This is a genomic window from Bartonella sp. P12B (assembly GCF_055796185.1).
Genome location: NZ_JBTTDI010000001.1, coordinates 70,024 through 91,450, shown reverse-complemented (window position 1 = coordinate 91,450; position 21,427 = coordinate 70,024). Strand labels below are relative to the sequence as shown.

22 protein-coding genes are annotated in these 21,427 nt (G+C 39.2%); 14 read left to right on the top strand and 8 right to left on the bottom strand.

The genetic code is table 11. The annotated features are described in order from the left end of the window. Positions 1–41 precede the first annotated feature (41 nt). The gene (lepA, locus tag AC0QT1_RS00360; protein ID WP_473199935.1) at positions 42–1,847 is read left to right on the top strand and encodes a translation elongation factor 4; all 1,806 of its coding nucleotides are present in this window, start codon (positions 42–44) and stop codon (positions 1,845–1,847) included. Between the two features lie 74 nt (positions 1,848–1,921). Here the strand turns inward: lepA and dapD are convergent, their stop codons facing one another. After that, positions 1,922–2,770: a 2,3,4,5-tetrahydropyridine-2,6-dicarboxylate N-succinyltransferase gene (gene dapD / locus AC0QT1_RS00355; RefSeq protein ID WP_473199936.1), complete on the bottom strand. Its 849-nt coding sequence runs from the start codon at positions 2,768–2,770 to the stop codon at positions 1,922–1,924. A 106-nt stretch (positions 2,771–2,876) separates the two neighbouring features. Between dapD and AC0QT1_RS00350 the strand changes: the two genes are divergently transcribed. After that, positions 2,877–3,740 (top strand): LOG family protein, encoded by an 864-nt coding sequence (locus AC0QT1_RS00350; protein WP_473201401.1) that lies wholly within the window; start codon positions 2,877–2,879, stop codon positions 3,738–3,740. A 32-nt stretch (positions 3,741–3,772) separates the two neighbouring features. Here AC0QT1_RS00350 and truA read toward each other — a convergent pair whose 3' ends face one another. The 3 genes from truA to def are packed head-to-tail and all read right to left on the bottom strand — an operon-like array spanning position 3,773 to position 5,977. After that, the gene (gene truA, locus AC0QT1_RS00345; protein WP_473201400.1) at positions 3,773–4,516 is read right to left on the bottom strand and encodes a tRNA pseudouridine(38-40) synthase TruA; all 744 of its coding nucleotides are present in this window, start codon (positions 4,514–4,516) and stop codon (positions 3,773–3,775) included. 1 nt (position 4,517) lies between these two features. Next, on the bottom strand, positions 4,518–5,447 hold the full coding sequence (gene fmt / locus AC0QT1_RS00340; protein ID WP_473201399.1) for a methionyl-tRNA formyltransferase: 930 nt from the start codon (positions 5,445–5,447) through the stop codon (positions 4,518–4,520). Further along, the gene (gene def / locus AC0QT1_RS00335; RefSeq protein WP_473201398.1) at positions 5,447–5,977 is read right to left on the bottom strand and encodes a peptide deformylase; all 531 of its coding nucleotides are present in this window, start codon (positions 5,975–5,977) and stop codon (positions 5,447–5,449) included. The genes fmt and def overlap by 1 nt, the downstream gene beginning before the upstream one ends. A 90-nt stretch (positions 5,978–6,067) precedes the next feature. On the opposite strand from def, the gene AC0QT1_RS00330 reads away from it, so the two are divergent. Together AC0QT1_RS00330 and AC0QT1_RS00325 are read left to right on the top strand one after the other, a co-directional pair. Continuing rightward, positions 6,068–7,252, top strand: a complete 1,185-nt coding sequence (locus tag AC0QT1_RS00330; RefSeq protein ID WP_473201397.1) for a DNA recombination protein RmuC — start codon at positions 6,068–6,070, stop codon at positions 7,250–7,252. Positions 7,253–7,349: 97 nt separating this feature from the next. Next, positions 7,350–7,937 (top strand): transglycosylase SLT domain-containing protein, encoded by a 588-nt coding sequence (locus AC0QT1_RS00325; protein WP_473201396.1) that lies wholly within the window; start codon positions 7,350–7,352, stop codon positions 7,935–7,937. A gap of 501 nt (positions 7,938–8,438) precedes the next feature. Here AC0QT1_RS00325 and AC0QT1_RS00320 read toward each other — a convergent pair. Both AC0QT1_RS00320 and AC0QT1_RS00315 read right to left on the bottom strand, forming a co-directional pair. Beyond that, positions 8,439–8,690 (bottom strand): BQ00720 family protein, encoded by a 252-nt coding sequence (locus AC0QT1_RS00320; protein ID WP_473199943.1) that lies wholly within the window; start codon positions 8,688–8,690, stop codon positions 8,439–8,441. Between the two features lie 29 nt (positions 8,691–8,719). Beyond that, positions 8,720–9,148 (bottom strand): Hsp20 family protein, encoded by a 429-nt coding sequence (locus AC0QT1_RS00315; protein ID WP_473201395.1) that lies wholly within the window; start codon positions 9,146–9,148, stop codon positions 8,720–8,722. Between the two features lie 119 nt (positions 9,149–9,267). On the opposite strand from AC0QT1_RS00315, the gene nth reads away from it, so the two are divergent. The 10 genes from nth to AC0QT1_RS00265 all read left to right on the top strand — a co-directional run bounded on the left by nth (position 9,268) and on the right by AC0QT1_RS00265 (position 18,999). Further along, positions 9,268–10,017: an endonuclease III gene (gene nth, locus AC0QT1_RS00310; protein WP_473201394.1), complete on the top strand. Its 750-nt coding sequence runs from the start codon at positions 9,268–9,270 to the stop codon at positions 10,015–10,017. 152 nt (positions 10,018–10,169) lie between these two features. Then, entirely contained in the window at positions 10,170–10,373 is a 204-nt protein-coding gene (gene rpmI, locus AC0QT1_RS00305) for a 50S ribosomal protein L35 (RefSeq protein WP_004856146.1), read from the top strand. Between the two features lie 33 nt (positions 10,374–10,406). Next, positions 10,407–10,808, top strand: coding sequence for a 50S ribosomal protein L20 (gene rplT / locus AC0QT1_RS00300; protein ID WP_473199946.1), 402 nt, complete (start codon positions 10,407–10,409; stop codon positions 10,806–10,808). Positions 10,809–10,904: 96 nt separating this feature from the next. Then, the gene (gene pheS / locus AC0QT1_RS00295) at positions 10,905–11,990 is read left to right on the top strand and encodes a phenylalanine--tRNA ligase subunit alpha (RefSeq protein ID WP_473201393.1); all 1,086 of its coding nucleotides are present in this window, start codon (positions 10,905–10,907) and stop codon (positions 11,988–11,990) included. Positions 11,991–12,021: 31 nt separating this feature from the next. Next, positions 12,022–14,436 carry a phenylalanine--tRNA ligase subunit beta gene (pheT, locus tag AC0QT1_RS00290; RefSeq protein WP_473201392.1) on the top strand — a complete coding sequence of 805 codons (2,415 nt, stop codon included), beginning with the start codon at positions 12,022–12,024 and terminating at the stop codon, positions 14,434–14,436. Positions 14,437–14,721: 285 nt separating this feature from the next. After that, a complete protein-coding gene (locus tag AC0QT1_RS00285; RefSeq protein ID WP_473199949.1) occupies positions 14,722–15,630 on the top strand; it encodes a metal ABC transporter substrate-binding protein in 909 nt (302 codons plus the stop codon). Continuing rightward, a complete protein-coding gene (locus tag AC0QT1_RS00280) occupies positions 15,627–16,457 on the top strand; it encodes a manganese/iron ABC transporter ATP-binding protein (RefSeq protein WP_473199950.1) in 831 nt (276 codons plus the stop codon). The genes AC0QT1_RS00285 and AC0QT1_RS00280 overlap by 4 nt, the downstream gene beginning before the upstream one ends. Then, positions 16,454–17,320, top strand: a complete 867-nt coding sequence (locus AC0QT1_RS00275; protein WP_473199951.1) for a metal ABC transporter permease — start codon at positions 16,454–16,456, stop codon at positions 17,318–17,320. Before AC0QT1_RS00280 ends, AC0QT1_RS00275 begins: the two co-directional genes overlap by 4 nt. Continuing rightward, positions 17,317–18,222, top strand: coding sequence for a metal ABC transporter permease (locus AC0QT1_RS00270; protein WP_473199952.1), 906 nt, complete (start codon positions 17,317–17,319; stop codon positions 18,220–18,222). The genes AC0QT1_RS00275 and AC0QT1_RS00270 overlap by 4 nt, the downstream gene beginning before the upstream one ends. A gap of 390 nt (positions 18,223–18,612) precedes the next feature. Further along, the gene (locus AC0QT1_RS00265; protein ID WP_473199953.1) at positions 18,613–18,999 is read left to right on the top strand and encodes a YbaN family protein; all 387 of its coding nucleotides are present in this window, start codon (positions 18,613–18,615) and stop codon (positions 18,997–18,999) included. A 379-nt stretch (positions 19,000–19,378) separates the two neighbouring features. On the opposite strand, the gene AC0QT1_RS00260 is transcribed toward AC0QT1_RS00265, so the two are convergent. Together AC0QT1_RS00260 and pncB are read right to left on the bottom strand one after the other, a co-directional pair. Continuing rightward, positions 19,379–19,720 carry a hypothetical protein gene (locus AC0QT1_RS00260; protein ID WP_473199954.1) on the bottom strand — a complete coding sequence of 114 codons (342 nt, stop codon included), beginning with the start codon at positions 19,718–19,720 and terminating at the stop codon, positions 19,379–19,381. Between the two features lie 292 nt (positions 19,721–20,012). Then, positions 20,013–21,317: a nicotinate phosphoribosyltransferase gene (gene pncB, locus AC0QT1_RS00255; protein WP_473201391.1), complete on the bottom strand. Its 1,305-nt coding sequence runs from the start codon at positions 21,315–21,317 to the stop codon at positions 20,013–20,015. Positions 21,318–21,427: the final 110 nt, after the last annotated feature.

Below are 21,427 nucleotides of genomic sequence, written 5' to 3'. Positions count from 1 at the left end.
TGGTTTTTGCCTTTTGTGCTATTCTTTGCTAAATCGCCCTTATGACAGTAGATCGTAATTATATCCGTAATTTTTCCATCGTGGCGCATATTGATCACGGAAAGTCGACCTTGGCTGATCGTTTGATTCAAATGACAGGAGGACTTGAGATTCGTGAGATGAAAGAGCAAGTGCTCGATTCCATGGATATTGAACGCGAACGTGGGATTACCATTAAGGCCCAGACGGTTCGTTTGCACTATAAAGCAAAGGATGGTGAAACCTATATTTTAAACCTTATTGATACGCCGGGACATGTGGATTTTGCTTATGAAGTTTCGCGGTCACTCGCAGCTTGTGAAGGTTCGTTACTGGTCGTAGATGCGAGCCAAGGGGTAGAAGCACAAACATTAGCGAATGTTTATCAAGCTATTGATAATTCTCATGAATTGGTCGTTGTACTCAATAAAGTTGATCTTCCAGCAGCAGAACCCGAGCGGGTTAAAGAACAAATTGAGGATGTAATTGGCATCGATACTTCTCAAGCCGTAGAAATATCTGCGAAAACAGGTTTGGGTGTTCCTGATGTTTTGGAAGCAATTGTTACACAATTGCCCTCTCCGCGGACTGGTGATGTTCACAAGCCTTTAAAGGCAATGTTGGTTGACAGTTGGTATGATAGTTACCTTGGCGTTATCGTTTTGGTGCGAGTTATTGATGGTGTTTTGAAAAAAGGACAAACCATTCGTATGATGGGGACGGGAGCGAAATATCCAGTTGAACGGGTGGGAGTCTTTACTCCCAAAATGATTCAGATGGATGAATTAGGTCCTGGAGAAATTGGCTTTATAACGGCCTCTATTAAAGAGGTTGCGGATACACGGGTTGGTGACACCATTACAGAAGAGCGCCGTCCTTGTGAAGAGGCTTTGCCGGGTTTTAAGCCGGCGCAACCGGTTGTCTTTTGTGGACTTTTTCCCATTGATGCCGCCGATTTTGATGATTTACGTGCAGCGATGGGTAAATTGCGTTTAAATGATGCGAGTTTTTCCTTTGAAATGGAAACATCAGCGGCTTTAGGATTTGGCTTCCGTTGTGGCTTTTTAGGGCTTCTTCATCTCGAGATTATTCAAGAGCGATTAGAGCGTGAGTTTAATTTAAATTTAATTGCGACAGCACCTTCTGTTGTTTATCGCATGAATATGAATGATGGTTCTGTTAAAGAATTGCATAATCCAGCCGATATGCCTGATATTGTTAAAATTTCTTCCATCGAAGAACCGTGGATTCGGGCTACAATCATGACTCCTGATAACTATCTTGGTTCAATTTTAGAACTTTGCCAAGAACGGCGTGGGGTACAGGTTAGTTTGTCCTATGTTGGAACACGTGCTATGGTTACATACGATTTGCCGTTGAACGAAGTGGTGTTTGATTTTTACGATCGTTTAAAATCAATCTCGAAGGGATATGCTTCTTTTGATTATCAAATGAAGGATTATGCAGAGGGCGATTTGGTTAAAATGTCTATTTTGGTAAATGGAGAGCCTATAGATGCATTGTCGATGCTTGTGCATCGCACTATTGCAGAAAAGCGTGGGCGTTCGTTGTGCGAAAAACTGAAAGACCTTATTCCTCAGCACATGTTTCAGATTCCGATTCAAGCAGCGATAGGTGGTAAAATTATTGCCCGTGAGACAATTCGTGCGTTGCGTAAAGATGTAACGGCTAAATGTTATGGTGGAGATGTGACTCGTAAGCGCAAACTTTTAGAAAAGCAAAAAGAGGGGAAAAAGCGGATGCGCCAATTCGGAAAAGTAGAAATCCCCCAATCAGCTTTTATTCAAGCGCTCAAAATGAGTAAATAATGAAAAAGAGCGTTCTTCTTCATTGATTACGCTTTTGTATTTCGCTGTTTTGTTAAAGTTTTGAGGAATATTTTTTAATCACGTAAAAGATCATTAATAGACGTTTTTTCTCGTGTTTTTTGATCAACACGTTTTACTATGACAGCGCAATAAAGATTCGGACCTGCTTCACCGTTTGGGAGTGGTTTTCCCGGAAGAGAACCTGGAACAACGACAGAGTAAGCTGGTACTTCACCGATAAAAATTTCACCTGTTGTACGATCAATAATTTTCGTCGATTTTCCAATAAAGACTCCCATTCCTAAAACAGCACCTTCACGGATAATACAGCCTTCAACGATTTCAGATCGTGCACCGATAAAACAATGATCTTCAATAATCGTTGGGTTTGCTTGCAGTGGTTCCAAAACACCTCCAATACCAACGCCACCAGAAAGGTGAACATGTTTGCCAATTTGTGCGCAAGATCCAACAGTTGTCCACGTGTCCACCATTGTCCCTTCATCGACAAAGGCACCAAGATTGACAAAGGATGGCATCAAGATGACATTGGAAGCAATATAGGCAGAATGACGGACAATTGCTCCAGGAACACAACGAAAATCAGCTTTTTTAAAGTCGGCTTCTTGCCAACCAGAAAATTTTGAAGGGACTTTATCCCACCAATATGTTTCATTTATTCCACCGGCAATAAGGTGCATAGGATTAAGCCGAAAAGAGAGAAGAACAGCTTTTTTTAACCACTGGTGTACATACCATTGCCCATTTTCTTGACGCTGAGCAACACGGATCTCCCCTTTATCGAGAAGGTTTAATGCATAATCGACACTCTCGCGGATTTCACCTTTTGTCATGGTATTAATAGAATTGCGCTCTTCAAATGCTTTTTCAATAACCATTTCAAGTTGTGTAAGATGAGTCATGATCGCGGTTCCATTAAATAAGTTGAAAGCTTCAAGATTTATTGTCTATGACCTACGCCAAGAAATGTTTTCAGTCAATAAAACGATGAAGAAATAGGAAAGATGCATGAAAAAAGGCTATAAAGAAAAACGAAAAGAAGAAAAAAACAGTTGGTGTTCATTTCTTCATGTGAAGGATGCTCTACAACAGGTCAATAAAGTCTTTAATTCAACGCAAATGTGTTCACCGACTTATCGTTTGGCTTATCTTGACCAAGAGTTTATGATGCGTCCTGAACTACGTTCACAACGTATTGGTCTTGAATTTTTAAAGCCAGAAATAATACTCCAAGAATGTGATATTCAATCAACCGTTGTTTTATTTGGTGGTGCACGTATTCCTGAACCTGGGCAAGAAGCATGGGCAGCAAAAAATGAAACGCAAAAGGAGAATTTGCATGCTATGGCACATTATTACAATGAGGCAAGGGAATTTGCACGTTTGTGCTCATGCTATTCTGCTACGACCGAGTATCGTGAATTTGTGGTTGTCACAGGGGGAGGTCCAGGAGTAATGGAAGCAGGAAATCGCGGCGCTTTTGATGTTGGTGCACCAACAATTGGTTTGAATGTTGTGTTACCCCATGAACAATCACCTAATTCTTATGTGACTCCGCATTTATGTTTTAATTTTCATTATTTAGGGATGCGCAAAATGCATTTTTTAATGCGTGCAAAGGCATTAGCTGTTTTCCCTGGCGGATTTGGAACTTTAGATGAGTTATTTGAAACACTAACTTTAATACAAACGGGACGGATGAAAAAGGTTCCGATTTTGCTATTTGGAAAAGAATTTTGGGACAATGTGATTAATTTTGATTATTTATCTGCGCAAGGTACAATTTCTCCTTCAGATCTCACACTTATAACATTCGTAAATACAGCAGCGGAAGCTTTTGAACAAATCCGTTCTTTTTATAAGCTTTCTTAACCACTTTTAGGGAAAAGCCTTTTACAGGGGAGTTAGTAGTCGACTTGTATCAAATAGAGACCTGAAGGTGGCGCGACCACACCACACCGTGTACGATCTTTAGCATTAAGGGCAGCTTCAAGGTCGCTTACTGTCCAACGTCCAACACCAACTTCCATAAGACTTCCTGCAAATGAACGAATTTGATGCTGAAGAAAAGAGCGCGCCTGTGCATAGAGAAGAATTTCTTCCCCTTCCCTTTGAACATCAAGACGTTCAAGTGTGCGAATAGGGCTTTTGGCTTGACAATGTGCTGAGCGGAAAGTGGTAAAATCATGTCGTCCTACAAGTTTCTGTGCAGCTTCATGCATTACTTCAGCATCGAGGGGTTTTGGCAGCCACCACACGCGTTTGGCGTTTAGAGCTGGTGGAGAGCGGCGATTGAGAATTTTAAAAAGATAATGGCGTCTGATAGCAGAAAATCGCGCATCAAAGCTATCAGGAACGTTTTGTACATTCAAGACAGAAATATTTTCCTTCTGTTTTTGTAAATGGGCATTGAGTGCATCGCGTACAGTATGCGTGTGCCAGTTTTTTTCAAAATCAACATGTGCGACTTGTCCGGTAGCGTGGACACCTGCATCAGTTCGACCCGCTGTCGTAATGGTTACTTGTTGTCCAGAGAAGTAAAAAATAGCCTGCTCGAGGGCACTTTGTATGGTACGAAGCTCTGCTTGGCGTTGCCAACCAGCATAATTTGAGCCATCATATTCAAGGGTGAGTTTAAAACGGGGCATCTTAAAAAACAGCAGAAATATGAGCGCCTCGCAAAAATGTTGCGCTATCAAGAATTTTACCACCAGATTTTTGCAGATGGGTTATTTCAAGACGCCCGTGTCCACAATGGATAATCAAAGAATCTAGTTCTACCCGACCAATTTCAAGAGAAGTTCCTGTTGTTAAACGACTCCCAAGAATTTTTACGCGTTCTTCTTTGTCCCCAATCTTCATGTTGCACCAACAACCAGGAAAGGGAGAGAGTGCGCGGATCTGTCTATGAATAAGTTCTGCAGGCTTTGTCCAATCAATGCGAGTTTCTTCTTTTTTGATTTTAGAGGCATAGGTTATATTTTCCCCTGATTGTGGGGTGAGTATAAGCTGTCCTTTTTCAAGAACTGATAGAGTCTCTACCATAAGTTTTGCGCCTATGCGTGAAAGTTTATTTGAAAGTTCAAAGCTTGTCATATTATCGGTGATAAGGATGGAGTGAGAAAGAGCGATAGGCCCAGTGTCAAGTCCTTCATCCATTTTCATAATCATCATCCCCGTTTCCTTATCACCAGCCATAATTGCTCGCTGAATAGGTGCAGCGCCACGCCAACGTGGTAACAGTGAAGCATGGGCATTAAAACAACCAAAACGGGGGGTTTCAAGAATAGCTTTCGGTAGGAGGAGTCCATAGGCAACAACAACAGCAGCGTCAACAGAAAGTGCTGCAAATTGGGCTTGTTGTTCGGCTGTTTTAAGTGTTTGAGGTGTGAATACAGGAATGGATCTCTCTTGTGCTGCATTTTGAACAGGTGAGGGAACAAGTTTAAGACCGCGACGCCCTGCAGGACGAGGGGGTTGGCTATAAACAGCGACAACATCATGACCGGCATCCAACAAAGCCTGTAAAATGGGAACGGAAAAATCAGGTGTTCCCATAAAACTTAATCGTAATGCCATTACAAAAGTGCTTCCTCTGTATTGTTTTCTTTTGCGCGTTTTTTAAATTTCCGTATTACCATATCACGTTTAAGCTTCGAAATATGGTCAATAAAAAGACATCCATTTAAGTGATCAATTTCATGCTGTAAACAAGTAGCGAGGAGGTCATCTGCTTCAATTCCCGTCTGCTTTCCTTCGCGATCTTGATAGCGGACACACAAGCGTTTGGGACGTTCAACTTCTGCATAATATTCAGGAATGGAAAGGCAACCCTCTTTATAAACATTGCGTTCATCTGAAAGCCATAAAATTTCAGGATTTATAATAACAAGTGGATTTTTTGAGGTTTCATTTCCAGAGATATCTATAACCAACATACGGAGCGGTATGCCAATCTGAATAGCGGCAAGACCAACGCCTTTAGCATGATACATAGTTTCCAACATATCATCAGCAAGCTTTTGGAGAGCTGAATCGATATGCTCGACGGGCTTGGACATTTCCCGTAAAATCGGATCCGGTAAAGTAACTAAAGATTTAATTGGCATAAGTGTAAATTAATCAATGGTTTGTTTTGGGTCAATATAGAATAACAGATTCTTGTACTTTTTTACAGTAAGAACGTTATATTACCTTTTATGGCTGATTCGTTTTCTTCTTTTATGTTCTTTGGTGCTTCTTTTGCCCAATGGCTGATTTTACTTTTATTTGTAATTGTTTGCTTAGCTTTTTGTCTGTTGATACATTCTTCTCGAAAAAAGGCACTTTTGGAAAGTGAACTTGCTGAACGTGCTCGTGAGGCACAAATGCAGATGGATACATTGTTGAAAACACAGGCTGAAATGCAAGGTCGAATGCAGACGATGGCAGAAATTTTTGGTCAAAGACAAGCCGAATTAAATAAATCTATCAGTGAGCAACTCAATGGAATGACCACCAATTTGGGTCAAACTCTTCAGGTCCAGACCAAATCTACCTATGAAAATTTAAATCGTTTACAAGAGCGCTTAGCAGTGATTGATGCGGCACAAAATAATATTCAATCGCTTACAGGACAAGTTGTTCAGTTACAGGCTATTTTAAACAATAAGCAAACGCGTGGTACTTTTGGTCAGGGGAGGATGGAAGCAATTATTGCTGATGCTCTACCAGCGAATGCCTATGTCTTTCAAGCCGTTCTTTCCAATGGAAAACGCCCAGATTGTCTCATTCATATGCCTAATAAGGCACCTTCTCTTGTTGTTGATGCTAAATTTCCTTTGGAAGCTTGGAATGCGATGCGTAAAGCAGCCTCAGCTCAAGAGCGTCAGGAGGCCGAACGCCAATTTCGCACTGATATGGAAGTACATATTCGCGACATTGCGCAGAAATATTTAATTCCTGGAGAAACACATGATACTGCTTTTCTCTTTGTGCCATCAGAGTCGATTTTTGCAACAATTTATGAAGATTTTGAGCCATTGGTACAAAAAGCCAATCGTTCACATGTGATTATTGTATCGCCATCTTTGTTGATGTTATCTGTTCAGGTTGTACAAACCATAATGAAAGATGCGCGAATGCGTGAACAAGCGCATTTGATTCAATCGGAAGTGATAAAATTAATGGAAGATTTTGGACGAATGGATACACGTGTTCGTGCTTTACAGAAACATTTTTCCAAAGCAGGTGAAGATATAGACTCAATTTTAATATCATCTTCCAAAATTATGAAACGGGCTAATCGTATTGAAACTTTTGAATTAAAAGAAAAAGATTCAAAGCCAATACAAATGACTGCTCCTGTTCAGTCGCAAAAATTGTGTTTGGTTGATGAGGAATGAATTAATCTTTTCAATGTCATAAGACTTCTTCATTGATTGGTAATAATTTTTTTGTACCTATAGCTCGTTTTATTTCCCAATGAGAGGAATAGAAAATATGCGACACCTTTTGTTTTTAGGAGCATTGGTGTTTTTGCTGGGGGGATGTGCAACAAGCCGCCCCCTGTATACAAACAATGCATGTGCTATTTTGGCACAGAAAAATGGTTTTTTTGATAATTGGGGGAAAGCTGCTAAACGTGCAGAAATGCGCTACGGAATTCCTATGTCTACTATTCTTGCAACCATTAAGATGGAATCAAATTTTCGTCACAATGCACGCCCGCCACGCACAAAGCTTTTTGGTTTTATTCCATGGAAGCGCCGGTCGACAGCGTATGGCTATTCACAAGCACTTGATAGCACTTGGGCGATGTATCAGCGTTCTGGAGGGAGATCTTTTGCGCGACGGACCAATTTTGCAGATGCTGCTGATTTTGTTGCCTGGTATCATCGTCAAACTATTCAACGCAATGGTGTGAGATTTAATGATGCCTATAGTCTTTATTTAAATTATCATATGGGTCATGGTGCTTATGCGCGCAGTGGAGGTTATGTTTCTACAGCACTTGCACAAGCGGCACAGCGTATGGCAAATCTCTCTCGAAGTTATGAACAGCAATTAAGGACATGTGGATGGCGTTAGAAAAGAATATTCTAAGTTAAAGATTGGCATCGTTTTAAAATGAATACGCATACAGGGGTGCCTATAAGGAAATATGGTTTTTGGGGTTACATTGGAGATATTGAAGGATCTTGAGCCTTTGAATATATTTGAGAATATTCTGGAGAGGATTTTTTTTAAGATCTTTGTTAAAGAAAGGAGCAATATTAAGAAGTAAAAAGTTCAGTATAAAAGCTAAATTAAAATATCGCAAAGAGCACCGCTCAGTAAAGATTTTTCTCAGCAAAATTATACCTTGTATGAAAAAGAAGATACAGATACCGTTTGCTTAAAAAATTGATGCTATGGTAAGTGGAAGAGTGCAAAGTTAAGCACAACGGTACTTTTTGAAAAGAGTGATGCTGTTGAAATTGAAAAAATTTTCTTTCAATTTATGTATAAAAAACTCATTACTGTACTCTATTGAGCATGACCGACTAAGAGAGTTTATGAAGAGACTTCAGCTGCTTTTCATAAAACAGGTTAATGTAGAGTTACAAGTTGCAATTCATGCTCATTCGCACCCGCAAGAGCAAGGGAACGCTCATCAGATAAAATGATCGGATAACCCGTTTCAGCAAAGAGAGCCCATATTGTAATACCTGGGGTCATTGGTGGAAGATCTGGAAATTTTTTTGCCAGATCATCTGTACAAACCCTTTTTAAATAAGCAATCTGCCCCGCATCAAAATGGGTAGTATCTTGCAACAACAAGTTCTGTTTGTGTTCTCCCATTTCATTCTTCCTTTACGCTTTAATTTGTACTACTCATTCTCACTGACTCCGATTGGAATCTGCTTTGTTTGTTTTTTTAATTTTGGTTGGTGTAGGTTAATTGATAAGAGACCATTTTTCAACTCGGCATTTGTAACATGCATTCCCTCTGCGAGAACAAAAGTACGTTGGAATTGCCGTGCCGCTATACCGTGATATAAATATTGATGGTTTTGATTATCTGTTTGCTTACCGTGAATGATTAATTGATTGTCGTCGAGCAAGATATTAAGATTATCAGCTTTAAATCCAGCAACAGCCAGAGTTATACGTATATGATTTGCGTCATCATTTTTGTTTAAACGTTCAATATTATAGGCTGGATAAGTTTCATCAGCTTTACCAATACGTCGCAACGTTTTTTCTATCGTTTCAAATCCTAAAAGAAAGGGATTGGAGAAAGGCGTCACATGTGTCATTGTGAATTTCCTCTTCAAAGCGGCTTTACTTGACCAAACTCTATAAAAAGTGTTTGCTGCATCCCTCTCATATGGCGAGTGTGGGTGATAACTTCAAGAGAAGAAGATGAGAGAGTTCAATGATTCAAAGAACAAGTAAATTGTCAAGGGTGCAAAAATCTTCTGAAATTTCTGAAATATTGTACGAGGAAGAAGAAATTGAAGAAATTTTTCGCCGTTTTTCTGTTCAACGCCCAATACCTAAGAGTGATCTTATCTACACCAATGCTTTTACGCTTTTGGTTGCAGTTATTCTTTCGGCTCAAGCTACAGATAAGAGCGTTAATAAAGCAACAAAAGAATTATTTCATCTTGCTGATCAACCAGAAAAAATGATTGCATTGGGAGAAGAGGAGATTGCACGTCATATTCGTACCATTGGTCTTTGGCGTGCAAAAGCGCGTAATGTTTATGCACTGTGCCGTTTTTTAATTGATCAATATGATGGCCAAGTGCCTAATAGTCGTGAAGCACTTATGACTCTTCCTGGAGTGGGGCGTAAAACGGCCAATGTTGTTTTAAATGTCGTTTTTGGTTATCCTACGCTAGCAGTAGATACGCATATTTTTCGCCTTGGAAACCGCCTCGGTTTAGCGCCTGGCAAAACACCAGATATTGTTGAAGAAAGGTTGTTAAAAATTATACCAGTGTATTATCTTCGTCATGCGCATCATTGGCTCATTTTACATGGACGTTATATTTGCCAAGCGCGTAAAGCACACTGTAGGCAATGCATTATTGCTGATCTGTGTAAAGCCGTAATCAAAACAAATGCCATTCCAGCACCTTTGGTTGAAGTTCAAGGAAACGGTGCTCCGATTTTTTTTTGATATACTCTTGCTATTTTGTCTATACTAGCTTATGAAAATGCTGTTGAAACCGCCCGGCAGGGCATGCCGTGGCTGTTTAAATGCTTTTTCAGGCGTTGGTCCGCTTGAAGAAATAAATTCACTTGAATGAATAAAATGTATGGAGTAGCAAAATGCCCAAGATGAAGACCAAGTCATCCGCTAAGAAGCGGTTTAAAATCACTGCGTCAGGCAAAGTTAAAGTAGCAGCTGCAGGGAAGCGCCATGGCATGATTAAGCGTTCGAATAAATTTATTCGTGATGCACGTGGAACGATGGTTTTATGCGAACAAGATGCTCAGAAAGTTGTTCAGTATTATTTGCCAAATGGTTTATAGACCTTACGCTTTTGATTTTTAGGAGAATATTACATGGCACGTGTAAAAAGAGGTGTGACAGCACACGCTAAACATAAAAAAGTTCTTAAACAGGCTGAAGGTTTTTACGGTCGGCGTAAAAATACTATTCGTGCAGCAAAGGCAGCCGTTGATCGTTCAAAACAATACGCGTATCGTGATCGCAAAAATAGAAAACGGACTTTCCGCGCTTTGTGGATTCAGAGAATTAATGCAGCTGTTCGAGCAGAAGGTTTAACATATGGACGCTTTATTGATGGTTTATCAAAAGCGGGTATTGAGGTTGATCGTAAGGTTCTTTCGGATATAGCAATTCATGAGCAAGCAGCATTTTCTGCTTTAGTCGCTTCCGCAAAGAAGGCTTTGGAATATTTGAAAAATACAACACCTAATGCTTTTGAAGGCGCTGTCAAATAAGCCAGTCGTGTTCTCTTAAAGCATTCATTTATTCGGGATCCCGTACTGGTTATTACGAGTGCGGGTTTTTTTCTATTAAAAAAATAGGCAGAAAATATGAGCGACATTGAGCGTTTGGAACAAGAGATTTGTTCAGCTTTAGAAGCAGCTGGTGATGAACAAGCTCTTGAAGCAGTGCGTATTGCGGCGTTAGGCAAAAAAGGCAGTATTTCTGAAAGATTAAAAGCATTAGGAACAATGGATGCTAGAGAACGCCATAAAGTTGGCCCCGTTCTTAATGGATTAAAAAATCGCGTTTTAGAATTATGGGCACAAAAGCGTGAGCTTCTTAAACGCCAAGTAATGGATGCACGTCTTTCTAGTGAAACAGTTGATATTACTTTGCCTGTGCGTTCTTCACCTATAGAACGAGGGCGCATTCATCCTATTTCACAAGTGATTGAAGAACTTATAGCCATTTATATGAAGATGGGCTTTTCTGTTGCAGAGGGGCCAGATATTGAAACAGATTATTATAATTTTACAGCATTGAATTTTCCTGAAGGTCATCCAGCCCGCGAAATGCATGATACCTTCTTTTTTGATGTTGATAAAACGGGAGAGCGGAAATTATTACGTACCCATACATCACCTGTACAAATTCGTATGATGGAAAAGCAAAAAGCACCGATCCGTATCATTATTCCTGGAAAGACGTACCGCATGGATTCGGATGCAACGCATTCACCAATGTTTCATCAGGTAGAAGGTCTTGTCATTGATAAAACTTCCACCATTGCACATATGATGTGGCTTCATGAGACCTTTTGTAAAGCATTTTTTGAAGTTCCTTCTGTAAAGATGCGCTTTCGTCCTTCTTTTTTTCCTTTTACTGAACCGTCTATGGAAGTTGATATTCAATGTAATCGTTCTGGTTCAGAAGTACGTTTTGGGGAGGGAGAGGATTGGTTAGAAATCTTAGGATGTGGAATGGTACATCCTCATGTATTGAAAAATGTTGGTTTTGATCCTGATGAGTACCAAGGTTTTGCTTGGGGAATGGGCATTGATCGCATTGCCATGTTGAAGTACGGTATGCCGGATTTACGGGCTTTTTTTGATGCTGATCTACGCTGGATAGATCATTATGGCTTTCGCTGCTTTGATATGCCTGCTTTTTCCTCTGGTTTAAGAAATGTGTGATCTTATCATAGCTTTGATATGAGGTTTTAAAATGAAATTTACATTGTCGTGGGTAAAAGATCACTTAGAGACAAAGGCGTCTTTAGATGAAATTTGTGATAAACTAACGGCTATAGGCCTTGAGGTTGATAGTGTTGATGACCGTTCTTCTTTGAAAGGTTTTGTCATTGCAAAAGTTTTAACGGCAATAAAACATCCTGATGCAGATAAACTCCAGATTTTGTCTGTTGATGTGGGGTCTGGTACGCCTGTACAAGTTGTTTGTGGGGCACCCAATGCACGTGCTGGACTTGTTAGTGTTCTTGCATTTCCAGGCACTTATGTCCCTGGACTTGCTGTAACATTATCTGTAGGAAAAATCCGCGGAATTGAGAGTTTTGGGATGATGTGTTCACAAGCAGAGCTTGAATTATCAAGTGAACACGATGGCATTATCGAACTTCCAGAAAATGCACCTATTGGAATGTCATTTGCGGCTTATGCAGGTTTAGATGATCCAATCATTGATATTGGTTTAACACCTAATCGTTCTGATTGCACAGGTGTTTATGGTATTGCGCGTGACCTTGCGGCGACCGGAATTGGACAGTTAAAAGAGTTATCCTTGCCACAGTTTGATACTTTTTTTGAAACACTCCTTGATGTTTCTTTAGATTTTCCAGAAGATTCATCATTATGTTTAGGTTTTGCTTGGCGTGAAGTGTGCAATGTTCAAAATGGTGCATCGCCACAATGGATGCAACAGCGTTTGAATGCAATTGGTTTAAGACCGATTAATGCACTGGTTGATATGACCAATTATATCAGTTTTGATCTTGGTCGTCCACTTCATGTTTTTGATGCAGATAAGATTAAAGGCCATTTGCGTATACGTCTTGGTCGTGAGGGTGAACAGCTTCAGGCACTTAACGGAAAAGTCTATAATTTGAGTGTTAAAGATTGTGTGATTGCCGATGATGAGGGGGTTGTATCGATTGCTGGTATTATGGGTGGTGAAAGAACGAGCTGTGATGAAACGACACGTCGCGTTATTATTGAATCAGCTCTTTGGGATGCACAAAGCATTGCGCAAACAGGTCGCACATTAGGACTGATTAGTGATGCCCGCTATCGGTTTGAACGGGGTGTTGATCCAGCTTTTATGGAAAAAGGGCTTGAGGTTGCAACAGAATTGGTCTTACGTCTTTGTGGTGGTGAAGGTTCAAAAGCGAGAATTATTGGTTATCAGCCCCCAGAAGTCAAACAAATTGCTTTTCCCTTTTCTGAAATTAAACGTTTAACAAATTTACAAATAGAGCGTGAAAAAGTCCTTACTATTTTAACAAAGCTTGGGTTTTGCATTGAAGGGGAAGGAGATGTGGTAACGGTTAAAGTACCAACATGGCGCCCTGATATTGTCGGTAAAGCGGATTTAGTTGAAGAGGTAATGAGAATTTATGGGTTAGATAAAATTGAGCCCATTCCGTTAGAAGATTTCGTAGAAGAAAAAAATCAAGGTTTAACATGTTCGCAACTTCGTTCACGTCTTACTCGTTTGGCTTTGGCACATCGTGGTATGAAGGAGGCTGTGACGTGGTCTTTTATTTCTGAAAAACAGGCGCTTGCTTTTGGAGGGGGGCAAATACAGCTTAAATTGGTCAATCCTATTTCTCCTGATATGTCTGTCATGCGTCCTTCGCTTTTACCTGGTTTGCTTGTAGCAGCACAGCGAAATGCTGATCGTGGTTTTTCAGATCTTGCTTTGTTTGAAGTTTCGAACATTTATGAAGGCGATACACCTGATAAACAACAGCGCGTTGCTGGTGGGATTCGCCGTGGAACAGAGCGATTTGAAGGGGCGGGACGCTTTTGGAGTGGTAATGCAAAAGCCGTTAATGTTTTTGATGCAAAAGCAGATGCATTGGCTGTTTTGGAAGCATGCGGTATGGATATTGAGAAGGTACAGATTGAGATTGGAGCACCCGATTGGTATCATCCTGGTCGTTCAGGGGTTATGAAACTTGGATCAAAGATTATTCTTGGTTTTTTTGGTATTTTTCATCCTGCTACATTAGAAAAATTAGATGTTAATGGTCCTTTATGTGGTTTTGAGGTTTTTCTTGATCGGATTCCAGAATCAAAGAAAAAGGCTATAAAAAGTCGTTCTCCTTTGAAACTGTCGCCTTTTCAAATGGTGCGACGTGATTTTGCATTTGTAGTTGATAAAACGGTTGCGGCCTCTCTCATTGTTCGCGCTGTAGGTGGAGTAGATAAAAAACTAATCCATTCAGTGCAGATTTTTGATGTTTTTGAAGACTTAAACCTTGGCGAGGATAAAAAATCTGTGGCGATAGAAGTTGCTATTCAACCCATTGAACGGACTTTAACTGATGAAGATTTAGAAGAGCTTACTTTGAAAATAGTAGAAAATGTCACCAAAGCAACGGGTGCATCTCTGCGTTGTTGAGTATCTTTCTTTTTTATCGGATTATTTTATAAAGTGGGAGTACTTTTGAGTGCTCCCTTATTTTTTGCATTAAAAGATCTATAAGAATTCTTGAAAAAGGGGCTTCTACATCAAAGCCATTTTCTCTTTCAATCATCAGTCTTTTTTAACAAGAAAGAATATTTCTAAACATTTTTAAAAGTTATTTTTTGGCAGAATCCTTCATTGCAAATGTAAAAAATAACTGTTATTGCTAGATAATAATGCAAATCATTAGCAATAAAAGTTATGAAAGAGAGAAGATTAATGAACGTAAGAACGTTTTTTACCATAATTTGGGGGAGTGTTATTTTTCTCACTCCTAATTTAGCTTTATGTGCTGGTAAATTTAAAGCAGTGACAACCTTCACTATTATTGCTGATATGGCACGGAATGTAGCAGGTGATGCCGCTGATGTTGAATCAATCACCAAACCAGGTGCTGAAATTCATGAATATCAACCGACACCTCGCGACTTAATGCGCGCACAAGGAGCAAATCTTATCTTATGGAATGGATTAGAATTGGAGCTTTGGTTTGAGAAATTTTTTCAAAATATTAAAGATGTTCCAAGTGCTGTTGTTTCTGAAGGTGTTGTGCCGATTAAAATTGGTGAGGGACCTTTCAGTGGTAAGCCGAATCCTCATGCATGGATGTCGCCAACTTCAGCTTTGATTTACGTTGATAATATTCGTGATGCTTTTGTAAAATACGATCCTGAGCATGCTGCTATTTATAAAGAAAATGCCGAAACTTATAAACAAAAGATTCGTGCCACAATTGATCCAATTAGGGCTGAATTGGCAGCAGTACCACAAGACAAACGTTGGCTTGTCACGAGTGAAGGAGCATTTAGTTATTTGGCACGTGATTTTGATCTGAAAGAACTTTATTTATGGCCAATTAATGCTGATCAGCAAGGAACACCGCAGCAAGTTAAGCACGTTATTGATATGGTTCGCAAATACAATATTCAAGCAGTTTTCTCTGAAAGCACTATTTCTCCTGCGCCTGCTAAACAGGTTGCGAGAGAAACAGGGGCTAAATATGGTGGTGTTCTTTATGTTGATTCTTTGAGTGAAAAAAATGGTGAGGTCCCAACCTATATTGATTTATTACGTGTCACGAGTGGGCGGATTAGCAATGCCTTATTAGATGGAGTAAAAGGCCAATGACAGGATCTGGAATATTTGCTCAAGGGGTAACAGTAACTTATCGTAATGGGCACACAGCTTTGCGCGAAGTAAACTTTGACAGCCCAACAGGTTCCATTACGGCACTGGTTGGCGTTAATGGGTCAGGCAAATCAACGTTATTTAAAGCTATTATGGGGTTTGTGCGACCATCAAAAGGAAAAATTCGCATGTTTGGTTTGCCCGTTGACATGGCTTTAAAGCAAAATTTTATTGCTTATGTTCCTCAGAGTGAGGATGTTGATTGGAATTTTCCTGTTCTCGTCGAAGATGTTGTTTTGATGGGACGATATGGACATATGAATTTTTTTCGTTATGCACGGGCACGAGATTATGAAGCTGTCCGTGTTGCATTAGAACGCGTTGATATGTTGGCATTTGCCAAACGTCAAATTGGCGAACTTTCTGGTGGGCAGAAAAAGCGAGTTTTTCTGGCACGTGCTCTTGCACAGCAAGCAAAAGCTATTTTATTAGATGAGCCATTTACAGGAGTCGATGTCACAACAGAAGATAAAATCATTGCTTTATTACAAGACCTCCGTAAAGAAGGAGCTGTGATATTGGTTTCTACCCATAATTTGGGTTCTGTTCGTGAGTTTTGTGATCATACAGTTTTAATAAAGGGAACGGTTTTGGCTTCGGGGTTAACTGAAACTGTCTTTACAAAAGAAAATCTTGAAAAAACTTTTGGTGGATCTTTGCACCATCATATTTTTGATCTTCAAAGTACAAAAAAAAATGATGTTTTTGCAGGGAGTAAACAGCCTCTCGTTCTTGAGAATACTCAAAATATGGAGCATGTTGCATGATTTCTTGGTTGCTTGAACCACTGAGCTATCAATATATGGTTAATGCGATGTGGGTTTCGGGATTAGTGGGGTGTGTTTGTGCCTTTCTTTCTGCTTTTTTGATGTTGAAAGGGTGGTCCTTGATTGGTGATGCCCTTTCCCATTCGATTGTTCCTGGTGTAGCAGGAGCTTATCTTTTAGGATTACCTTTTTCACTTGGAGCTTTTTTTTCTGGTGGGCTTGCCGCAGCAGCAATGCTCTTTTTTAACCACCGTACGAAGCTAAAAGAAGATACCATTATTGGTCTGATTTTTTCTTCCTTTTTTGCTTTTGGATTGTTCCTCAAATCATTAAAACCAATGGCTGTTAATATTGATACGATTGTTTTGGGAAATATTTTAGCAGTGAGTTCATCAGATATTATACAATTGGCTTTTATTGGTTTTCTTTCTTTGTTTATATTGCTTTTGAAATGGAAAGATCTCCTTGTTTCTTTGTTTGATGAAACGCATGCACGTGCCATTGGGTTAAACGTAAAGTTTTTAAAGATTCTCTTTTTCACGCTCCTTGCCGCTTGTACCGTTGCTGCTATGCAAACTGTTGGAGCATTTTTGGTCATCTGTCTTGTTGTGACGCCTGGAGCAACAGCTTATCTTTTAAGTGATCGTTTTGTGAACGTTTTGGTTATTGCAGTTATGATCGGGACATTTACAAGCATATTGGGTGTTTATGTGAGTTATTTTTTAAATGCGCAAACGGGTGGTGTTGTTGTTCTATTCCAAGCATTTTTATTTATGGTAGCTTTTATTTTTGCTCCCAAACACGGGTTTATTGCTGCGCGCTTACGGATAAAAGCGGCACAAAAAGGAATGATATTATCATGATTGATCAGTTACTCCTTCCTTTTCAGTTTTCTTTTATGCTTAAGGGTATGCTCATTGTTTTGATTCTTTCTGTCCCAATGGCGATGCTTTCTTGTTTTCTTATTTTAAAAGGATGGGCGCTTTTGGGTGATGCAATTTCCCATGCGGTTTTTCCCGGTGTTGTGGTTGGTTATATGGCAACACCGTGGGTGATAACATTTTTGACTTCTTTACCATTTGCTTGGTTTCAGCATGTACGTCCAGAAAATGTTACAATGACTTTAATTACTTGCGGTGCTTTTGTCGCGGGTATGATTTGTTCTATTCTAACGGGTTTTTTGGGAAGCAATAGCCGCATCAAACAGGATACAGTGATGGGTGTTGTTTTTTCCTCTATGTTTGGTTTGGGGCTTGTTTTGGCAACGGCTATTTATAGTAGCTTAGATCTGAATCATATTCTCTTTGGCAATCTCTTGGGTGTTAATTGGCTTGATATTACACAGACGGCGATAATTTCTGCTATTGTTACCGGTATTCTAGGAGCGAAGTGGCGTGACTTTATGTTGTATATTTTTGATTCAGTTCAAGGGCGTGCAATGGGGTTACGAATATCGCTGCTCCACTATACTCTTTTAACAATGATTTCTCTTACTATTGTTGCGGCTTTGAAAGCTGTTGGAATTGTTCTGGTTATTTCTTTATTGATAGCACCAGGAGCGATTGCTTATCTTATCACAAAACGATTTTCTTTTATGTTGGTAATCGCTACACTTGTTGCAGCTTTCTCTGGTTTTTTAGGAATTTATTTAAGCTTATTTATTGGCTCTGATTCTGCTTCCACAATTGTATTGATTTTAACACTTATTTTTATCACTATTTTTATGTCACTTTTCTTTCGTCGAACTACAATTCAGGAAATCTAAGTACGACAAAATTTATGCATGGTAGACATGCATTTTTGTATATTGTCTGTCATGCTAGTTTTAACTAGAAGGCGAGGTGCTAGAACGTTTTCCTCCTAATGTCTAGCAGATGAATGCAGTCTGTATTCTCCCCCAAACACTGCATTTATAATTAAAAGGCTGCATTGATTTATTCTGCAGCCTTTTTATTTTTATCTTTTCTGAATTTTTTTCTGATTTCTTGAAAATTTTGCAATGATCATCATATTGCATGAGCTATTTTATGCTTTAGCGGAGGTTATCATAGCAAATATGCTTACAAATAAAGATGTATAGGAGTTATGCCCTAGAGCATTGAGAAGCAAAAAAGTATATACAATAGTTTTGCACAAAGGAACAAAGTATTAAAAGATGAAGAAAAATTTTAAAATATCTAACTCTTTGCGCATTTGCATTTTTATATTAGGGTGGGTTATGGTTATATTAGGTGTCATTGGTATCCTATTACCTGTTATGCCAACCGTACCTTTTTTATTAGTTGCTTCATGGTGTTTTGCTCGTTCATCGCCACGTTTTCATTGTTGGTTGAACAATCACCGTATATTCGGGCCTCCTCTTAAGCAATGGGAAGAAAAAGGCGCGATTTCGACATTTGTTAAAGTTTTTGCAGTGGTGAGTATGGTTGGTGGTTTTTTATCTTTTTTAGTGATGGTGCATCCTGCTTTGTGGTTTGCTCTACTCGTTGCTGCTATTTTGCTGTTTATTGCCGTTTATATTGTGACACGTCCATCGTCATAATGACAGAAACAGGACTTAGGAACCAAACGTTTCTTTCTCTTTAGTTGATTTATGGGAACCAGAGATAAAGATTTTTTTCTCAAAGTTTAAAAATCACGTATCGCTATAAAGAATATACAAAACAATGAGCTTTTTAAAAATGATTTATTCGGTAGAATGATGCGTTTGTGAAGACAATTTTATGAGTAGAGAAAATGGTGTACTGTCATCCCAATGTTTATAAAGCTACTTTGAGGAGCTACAACATATTGATTTACGATGATAATTCACTGTTTTGCATGTTACCATTGCTACACCTATGGGTAATCTACGAAGCTAAGCATCTCGTGTTGCACGAGATGCTTTCTTTATCAAGAGCCTTTATCTTTCTTTACTACTTTCAATCAACAGAGCATGAAAGAGCCCAGTATGTCCTCTTTTTCAGATGCGGGTCAATCAAATGACAGTCCTTCCCAAATCCCAAAGCACGAAGAACGGGATAATGTATTAGATCAACCGAATATCTGTCTTCTCTAATTTTAAAGAATCCTCTCGCCTGAGGAGTAATAATTTCTGCAAGAAGTTGTTTCTCGTTCTCTCCATGCTTCTTACCTTGACTATTAGCTTGTTTTACAAGTTTTTCCGCTATCAGTATCCCACAGCCTCGCGCACTAGCTGTCATTGGAGATAATACTGAAGAAAAGATAGAAAACACTACCGCAGTTAAAATAATATGTTTCATGAGATAAATTTCCTAATAACAAACAAATTTACAAATGCGTTTGCTCTGAAATTAAGGCAAATACACATTATGGCCACATGAAATGCACGTTTTGGTTATAATTGTCAATAAATAAATTATAGTTTTTTGTTTCTCAGATTCAGCCATTAGATTAATATGTTAACCTTTACCATTGTAAGGAGTTTTTGATGAAAAAAGAATATCTACCATCGTACAAACTATTTAGAGCAGCATGGTATTTTTATGGATAATAAAATTTTTATGCTATTGTTTCATACAAATGGGTTTATGATTAAGTCTTTACGGGTCTAGCAACACGTTTTTCGTTCCCAAAGAAATTGAGATACCGTTGTATTTCTTTAGGATCACCGATAGTTTTTTCAGGATTATCTGAGAGTTTTATGGCTGGCTTGCCATTGGCATGTATGACTTTGCAGACAAGGGAAAGAGAATCAAAAGTTGCAATTTCTTGCGGTGCACATCCTGAGAAGTCATTTGTAAGGTCTGTTCCCCATCCAAAACTCATACGCACCTTACCATAGAAGTGATGGTAGGTTTTTTCAATTGTATCGACATCAAGTGCATCAGAAAAAATCAGTAATTTTTCACGTGGATCTTTTCCTTTTTCTTTCCACCATTGTATAATGCGTTTGCCACCCTCAATAGGTGGAGCACTGTCAGGTCTAAAACCTGTCCAATCTGCTACCCAATCTGGAGCATTGCGTAAAAACGCTTCTGTACCAAAGGTATCAGGCAAAACAATGAGAAGATTTCCACCATAATAACGGCTCCAATCTTGCAGAACTTTATAAGGTGCTTTGCACAATTCATTATCATTCTTGGCGAGGGCGGCAATGACCATGGGCAATTCATGTGCATTGGTACCAAGAGCTTCTAAATCTGTATCCATGGCAAGAAGAACGTTGGAAGTTCCAGTAAAAGAATCGCCAATTCCTTCTTTTAATGCCTCAACACACCAGCGTTGCCATAAGAAAGAATGACGACGCCTTGTGCCAAAGTCGGATATTTTAATATCAGGCAATTTTTTAAGACGTTCAACTTTATCCCACATTTTTGCTTTAGCACGTGCATAAAGCACATCAAGAGCAAAACGATCTAAGTTTTTCATAGCAGCACGTGAACGTAATTCACTGATAATAGCAAGAGCAGGAATTTCCCACATAGAGCTATGGGCCCAAGAACCATGAAAATGGAGAATATATTGACCATCTTTACGGGTTAGTTCATATTCTGGTAGTTGAAAGTTTTCAAGCCAATGAAGAAAATCTGGTTCGAAAATTTGTCTACGTCCATAAAATGTATTACCAGCAAGCCAGATCATTTCTTTTTTTGTAAAACGCAAACTAAGGGCATGATCAAGTTGGGCGCGCAATTCACCTTCATCAATATCATCGACAAGATGGATTGTTTTAGAACGGTTTATGAGAGAGAAGGTAACATTGACATTAGGATAAAGCCCCCAAATCATCTGTACCATAAGAAGTTTATAAAAATCCGTATCCAGAAGCGAGCGAATAATGGGATCAAGTTTCCAAGTATGATCATAAACGCGTCTAGCAATATCTGGGTGATTCATAATCCTGTTTCTTTCAGTCTCATAAAATCTAAAATTACTGTCTACCAACACGATCAATATAGAGGATGAAGAGACTATAACAACTCTAAGGTTTTGGGCAAGAATAAAAA

Excerpts from the sequence above, each read along its gene's own strand:
- AC0QT1_RS00315 (WP_473201395.1), bottom strand. The coding sequence starts at position 9,148 with ATGACACATGTGACGCCTTTCTCCAATCCCTTTCTTTTAGGATTTGAA.
- AC0QT1_RS00260 (WP_473199954.1), bottom strand. The coding sequence starts at position 19,720 with ATGAAACATATTATTTTAACTGCGGTAGTGTTTTCTATCTTTTCTTCA.
- pheS (WP_473201393.1), top strand. The coding sequence starts at position 10,905 with ATGAGCGACATTGAGCGTTTGGAACAAGAGATTTGTTCAGCTTTAGAA.
- AC0QT1_RS00320 (WP_473199943.1), bottom strand. The coding sequence starts at position 8,690 with ATGGGAGAACACAAACAGAACTTGTTGTTGCAAGATACTACCCATTTT.
- AC0QT1_RS00265 (WP_473199953.1), top strand. The coding sequence starts at position 18,613 with ATGAAGAAAAATTTTAAAATATCTAACTCTTTGCGCATTTGCATTTTT.
- nth (WP_473201394.1), top strand. The coding sequence starts at position 9,268 with ATGATTCAAAGAACAAGTAAATTGTCAAGGGTGCAAAAATCTTCTGAA.
- AC0QT1_RS00325 (WP_473201396.1), top strand. The coding sequence starts at position 7,350 with ATGCGACACCTTTTGTTTTTAGGAGCATTGGTGTTTTTGCTGGGGGGA.
- AC0QT1_RS00275 (WP_473199951.1), top strand. The coding sequence starts at position 16,454 with ATGATTTCTTGGTTGCTTGAACCACTGAGCTATCAATATATGGTTAAT.
- dapD (WP_473199936.1), bottom strand. The coding sequence starts at position 2,770 with ATGACTCATCTTACACAACTTGAAATGGTTATTGAAAAAGCATTTGAA.
- AC0QT1_RS00330 (WP_473201397.1), top strand. The coding sequence starts at position 6,068 with ATGGCTGATTCGTTTTCTTCTTTTATGTTCTTTGGTGCTTCTTTTGCC.
- AC0QT1_RS00285 (WP_473199949.1), top strand. The coding sequence starts at position 14,722 with ATGAACGTAAGAACGTTTTTTACCATAATTTGGGGGAGTGTTATTTTT.
- pncB (WP_473201391.1), bottom strand. The coding sequence starts at position 21,317 with ATGAATCACCCAGATATTGCTAGACGCGTTTATGATCATACTTGGAAA.
- rplT (WP_473199946.1), top strand. The coding sequence starts at position 10,407 with ATGGCACGTGTAAAAAGAGGTGTGACAGCACACGCTAAACATAAAAAA.
- fmt (WP_473201399.1), bottom strand. The coding sequence starts at position 5,447 with ATGGCATTACGATTAAGTTTTATGGGAACACCTGATTTTTCCGTTCCC.
- AC0QT1_RS00270 (WP_473199952.1), top strand. The coding sequence starts at position 17,317 with ATGATTGATCAGTTACTCCTTCCTTTTCAGTTTTCTTTTATGCTTAAG.
- rpmI (WP_004856146.1), top strand. The coding sequence starts at position 10,170 with ATGCCCAAGATGAAGACCAAGTCATCCGCTAAGAAGCGGTTTAAAATC.
- AC0QT1_RS00350 (WP_473201401.1), top strand. The coding sequence starts at position 2,877 with ATGAAAAAAGGCTATAAAGAAAAACGAAAAGAAGAAAAAAACAGTTGG.
- AC0QT1_RS00280 (WP_473199950.1), top strand. The coding sequence starts at position 15,627 with ATGACAGGATCTGGAATATTTGCTCAAGGGGTAACAGTAACTTATCGT.
- pheT (WP_473201392.1), top strand. The coding sequence starts at position 12,022 with ATGAAATTTACATTGTCGTGGGTAAAAGATCACTTAGAGACAAAGGCG.
- truA (WP_473201400.1), bottom strand. The coding sequence starts at position 4,516 with ATGCCCCGTTTTAAACTCACCCTTGAATATGATGGCTCAAATTATGCT.
- def (WP_473201398.1), bottom strand. The coding sequence starts at position 5,977 with ATGCCAATTAAATCTTTAGTTACTTTACCGGATCCGATTTTACGGGAA.
- lepA (WP_473199935.1), top strand. The coding sequence starts at position 42 with ATGACAGTAGATCGTAATTATATCCGTAATTTTTCCATCGTGGCGCAT.